Source organism: Facklamia sp. P13064 (assembly GCF_050409425.1).
In the GTDB taxonomy this organism is placed as follows: Bacteria; Bacillota; Bacilli; order Lactobacillales; family Aerococcaceae; genus Facklamia.
On the sequence record NZ_JBNUPM010000032.1, the window covers coordinates 1 to 5,459 of the forward strand.

Genomic DNA, 5,459 nt, shown 5'->3' on the forward strand with positions numbered 1-5,459 from the left:
TATACCATTCAATTAACCGTTTAAATACAAACTCCAACTTTTGAGGTTCACATCAATTCAGAAGTTCTTTTTGTGAAAATATATTTGTTTAGTGAGCCTTTTCGTATTTATAATCCCATGATAGATGTTCTGCATCGATCTGAACTTGTTTGTCATAATCTTTCAGGACTTCTGCTGTTTTACCTGACAAAAAGATTAGAGCAATTATATTAGGTAAAGCCATTAGCCCCATTGATAAGTCAGCAATATCCCAAACTACACCAGGACTTGCAAAATAACCCATGGCAATTGCCATCAAAGCAACTAACTTAAAAGAATGAATGATTTTCCCATTATCAAAGATAAATTTAACATTGGACTCTGCAAAGAAAAACCAACCAACAATTGTAGTTAAGGAAAAGCTTGATAAGGCGATAGCTAAGAACGACTCTCCAATTTTTCCAAATTGAATTTGGAAAGCAGTTTGTGTCATGATTTGACCATACTCACCTAAAGCTTGAGGAGTCATAGCTTGGATTGTTTCAATGGAATAAGCCCCTGTTAAAAGATTTATCATGACCGTTGCCACACAAATAATAAAAGTACATATAAAAACACCAATCATGGCAATAAAGCCTTGTTCAGCAGGATGTGAAGTCACAGCTACTGCATGAGAATGGGGGGTTGATCCCATTCCGGCCTCATTTGAAAATAAACCTCTAGCTAACCCATATCGCATTGCTTGCTGAACACTGATTCCTAGCGCTCCTCCAGCTATCGCTTGAGGATTAAAAGCGCTATTAATAATCAACTTGATAGTGGGTATCAATTGATCAATGTTTAAAATCATAATTAATAATGCCACTAAAACATATGATATGGCCATAGTAGGAACAACACGCTCAGAAAATTTACCAATCCGCTCCATTCCTCCAATAAGGATCCAGCCAACCACCACTATTAAAACACAGGCTATCAAGAATTGATTTAAACCAAAAGCCGTATTCATTGACGAAATAATAGAGTTAGCCTGAACCATAATACCAACTAATCCAAGTGCAACAATGCACAAAACAGCAAAAATATATGCTAGCCACTTTTGCTTTAAACCATTTTTAATATAGTACGCAGGTCCTCCAACTAACGTACCATCTGAAACTTCCCTCTCCCTAAATACTTGAGACATGGTAGCTTCAGCAAACATTGTAGACATTCCTAAAAAGCCAGAAACCAACATCCAAAATGCCGCTCCCGGACCGCCACCAATAATAGCAGTTGCAATCCCTACTATATTGCCAGTCCCTACTTGAGCCGCAACGGCTGTAGCTAAAGATTGAAAAGGAGTCATACCACCTTCTTTGGCTGATTTACCCTTTATAATATCTGATATCATACGTTTCAGAGCAGGAAAAACACGTGAAAACTGCGGGAAACCCAAACGAACAGTCATAAATAATCCGATTCCAATAAAAGCATATAAAAGAACATAATCCCATAAATAATCTCTAAGTGTTACAACAATATCTGAAAAATTCATTAAATAATTCCTTTCTTAATTAGAAACAGCTGAAGTAGACCTGTTAATAAATAAATAAATAACTTTCATATATAGGTTCACTCCTTCCAAGATAATTTGTCGCTACTTGTTAAGATTAACACAAACTATAAGGTAAATTAATGGTTTTCATTAATTTTTTTAATCGTTTTGCTCAATAGTATTATAGCTGATATGTTATTTTTAAACATTTGAATGCTTGAAGGAAATTGTGACTTAATTACTAACGTTCGATGTAGAATTTTAGTCATTCATAAGTATGCTAAATATCGAATAAGATTGATAAAAGGCATTCTATTTCATTTTTATGTTAATAAGTAGATTAGTTTGAAAGAACTTAGATCATTAACTAGAATTCTTAATTTTATAAAGAAAGAAGTGGTATCCATCCGATATAAACACCGAATAAATACCACTTAAATAATCACAAAATATCAACTTTTATTATAACTTCCATAACCAAAATCCTAATGCGGCCGAGAAGACTCGAACTTCCACATCCTTAAGGATACCAGCCCCTCAAGCTGGCGCGTCTGCCATTCCGCCACGACCGCTCTATCAATAACGATAGTATATATTGTAACGAATCGGCAGCGCTTATGTCAACTTTTATTTAGGATTTATTAGTTTTAATCCAATGCGTGACCGTTCACGATCAATAGAAATTACTTCTACTTCAACAATATCTCCCACGGCTACTAGCTCAGAAGGATGCTTAATGAATCGACCTTTTGGTGAACTTAATTTAGATATATGGATAAGTCCATCCTGTTTAACTCCAATATCAACAAAAACGCCAAAGTCGACAACATTTCTTACAACACCCTGTAACTGCATATTTTCCTCTAAGTCTTCCAGCTTCAAAACATCGTCTCTTAAAACAGGCGCATCCTGACCATCTCGAATATCTTGACTAGGATTTATCAAGCCTTCCAAGATATCCTTGGCTGTTTCTTTTCCAATTTGATAAGTTTGAGCAATCTGCTGGGTGTCTAAAGATTTTAAAATTTGACTGCTTTCTACTTGACCTATTTCATCTAAAGACAAGCCATTATCTTCTAGAATCCGTTCTGCAATTGCGTATGATTCTGGGTGAATAGAGGTCTGATCTAGAGGGTTTGTTCCTTTTATAATGCGTAAGAAACCAACAGCTTGTTCATAGGTTTTTGGTCCCATGCGTTTCACTTTTTTAATCTGTTTTCGATCCTCAAACCTACCAATCTCATCTCTTAAAAGAATCACATTCTTAGCTGTTGCATGGGTCATTCCAGATACACGTTCTAATAATTGAATACTAGCAGTATTAATGTCGACTCCTACCTGATTGACTGTCATATTAACGACAAAATCCAATTCATCTGCCAATAAATTTTGGCTAACATCGTGCTGGTATTGTCCGACTCCCATTGATTTCGGATCAATTTTTATCAACTCTGCTAGAGGATCTTGCAATCTTCTTGCGATAGAAACTGCACTTCTTTCTTCTACTTGATAATCAGGAAATTCTTCACGAGCTATTTTACTAGCTGAATATACAGAAGCGCCTGCCTCATTAACAACTATAAACCGAATAGACCGGTCAATCTGCTTAACTACTTCACTTACAAAGACTTCAGATTCTCTACTTGCTGTTCCGTTACCAATAGCAATAACATCAACTTGATGTTGTTCAATCATTGACTTTAAAATAGTCGCTGCTTGTTGGCGCTTATAGTCAGTTGCAGGTGGATGCGGATAGATTACACCCTTATCTAGCACACGACCAGTTTCTGAAATAATCGCCAATTTGCACCCCGTACGATAAGCAGGGTCTAATCCGAGTACGCGAAAGCCCTTCATTGGAGGCTGTAAAAGTAAATGACGTAAGTTCTCTCCAAAAATAGCAATCGCATGGCGATCTGCCCTTTCAGTTTGTTCACTCCTAATTTCACGCTCAATTGCCGGCTGAATAAACCGTTTATAGGCATCTTTAATTGCTAACTCAATCCGCTCTTTTTGTTGGTTAGGCAGTTCTTCATCTAGAATATGCTTTTCTATATACTGAAGCGCCGGTTCCTCATCTACTTGGATTTTAACTGAAAGAACCCCTTCTTTTTCACCACGATTGGAGGCTAAGACACGATATTCAGCAATTTTCATTAGTTTTTCTTGGAAATCGTAATACATTTGATAAACTCCACGTTCGTCAATGTCTTGCTCTTTTAAAGTAGTGGTCCAATAGGCATTATATTTTGTATATTTTCGAATAAATTCTCGGAAATCTGCTCGATCCGATATTTCTTGAGCAATAATCTCATGGGCTCCTTCGAGTGCTTTGTCAACTGATGAAACCGACTCGTTAAGATATTTTTCGGCCTCTTGCTCCAGTGGAACATCTAAGTCTTTATTAGTTAGCATCCAACTTGCTAAAGGTTCTAAACCATTCTCAATAGCCACCATCGCTTTAGTCCGACGTTTTTTCTTAAAGGGACGATATAAGTCTTCTACTTGTTGTAATGTCTGTGCCTGTTCAATATTTTCTTGAAGGTCAGCATCCAGCTTCCCTTGTTCCTCAATCGCTTTTAAGACATCCTCTTTGCGTTGATGGAGATTTAAAGCATACTGATACTGTTTATCGATATCATAGATTTGAACCTCATCTAGAGACCCAGTCATTTCTTTACGGTAACGTGAAATAAAAGGGATTGTATTCCCTTCCTCCAATAAATTAAGAACCGCATTAATTTGATTGACTTCTATATTTAATTCGTTGCTAATGGATTTGATAATATTTGCTTGATTGTTTTCATTATTCATCCTATCATTCTCCTTCTAAAACTGGGACGGAATATATCTGAATTACTGCCGTTTTACTAACTTTCATAGCATGCAGTTCTCCTCCAAAGACACAACCACCATCAATTCCCCATTTCATATCTTTACGCCAAACATTGGAATTATAGTAATTCTGATGAAGCACCATAGTTGGAGTGTGCCCAAAAATAATTTGTTTACCGGTAGAATTCTTTGTTTGATGAAAGCTGTCTCTAATCCACAGAAAATCGTGATCAGAAGTGTTTTTCCAGTTTTCAAGCGACAAATCTACACCAGCATGAACAATAATGAATTCTCCATATTCAAAATAATAAGGGAGACCCTCTAACCAAGTTTCCAGCTTAGGATAAGTCTGTTTAATTTGACGAGCTAGTCGTCTGGCTTGTGATTTTACGACTTTCTCTTCAGGAATATTTAATAACTGACAAATAGTCGCTACTCCACCATTCATAATGTAATGATTAAAAAAATTATGCGGGCTTCGCAAAAAATTTAAGAGCATGGATTCGTGGTTCCCTCTTAAACAGAGGGCATTCTTTTCTTTTTGAAGTTGCCATACACGGTTTAAAACAGCTAAACTATCATAGCCACGATCAATATAATCTCCAATAAAGACCAATCGCTCTTCTTCAGGTATCCAACTTGCTAATAGTTGATCTAATTCATCACTCATTCCGTGGATATCTCCGATAACAAATAAGTGCTCTGGATTATTTTTCACTGCTTCACCGCCTTTAAAATCGAATAAATTAAGTATAGCATAGCTTAAGTAGTAGGAAAATCATAGAATATTTTATAGAAAGCTCGATCAATAGTAAAGCCCCTCACGCAAGTTAGAAGAAACTACTTGAAGGGCTTTATTGTTTTGGTTCTATAATAAACAGGGTGGATGGAAGAAAAAAACACTTCCTTCCATCCTATTTTTGGTACACAAAAACACAGAAGTCCGATCTATTAAAAGTGGTAACTAAAATAGAAAGGACTCTGTGTTATGACTCATGATACTCCATATAAAAGACCCTAACGTAAAATTATCTGATAATTGTGTGGAAACGATCAAAAATAAGCTTCACATAAAGTGTACACTGACCTATCCTGTTGATAGCTGTCT

General features: G+C 36.2%; 3 protein-coding genes and 1 tRNA gene. All 4 read right to left on the reverse strand.

Annotation, left to right across the window (positions count from 1 at the left end; all coding sequences use genetic code 11):
• Positions 1-88: 88 nt before the first annotated feature.
• Positions 89-1,516, reverse strand: coding sequence for an alanine/glycine:cation symporter family protein (locus tag ACQV2S_RS08535; protein WP_428875543.1), 1,428 nt, complete (start codon positions 1,514-1,516; stop codon positions 89-91).
• 489 nt (positions 1,517-2,005) lie between these two features.
• A tRNA-Leu gene (locus ACQV2S_RS08540) sits at positions 2,006-2,088 on the reverse strand.
• A gap of 55 nt (positions 2,089-2,143) precedes the next feature.
• Positions 2,144-4,330, reverse strand: a complete 2,187-nt coding sequence (locus tag ACQV2S_RS08545; protein ID WP_428875544.1) for a Tex family protein — start codon at positions 4,328-4,330, stop codon at positions 2,144-2,146.
• A gap of 4 nt (positions 4,331-4,334) precedes the next feature.
• Positions 4,335-5,069 (reverse strand): metallophosphoesterase family protein, encoded by a 735-nt coding sequence (locus tag ACQV2S_RS08550; protein WP_428875545.1) that lies wholly within the window; start codon positions 5,067-5,069, stop codon positions 4,335-4,337.
• Positions 5,070-5,459 lie beyond the last annotated feature (390 nt).

Excerpts from the sequence above, each read along its gene's own strand:
- ACQV2S_RS08545 (WP_428875544.1), bottom strand. The coding sequence starts at position 4,330 with ATGAATAATGAAAACAATCAAGCAAATATTATCAAATCCATTAGCAAC.
- ACQV2S_RS08535 (WP_428875543.1), bottom strand. The coding sequence starts at position 1,516 with ATGAATTTTTCAGATATTGTTGTAACACTTAGAGATTATTTATGGGAT.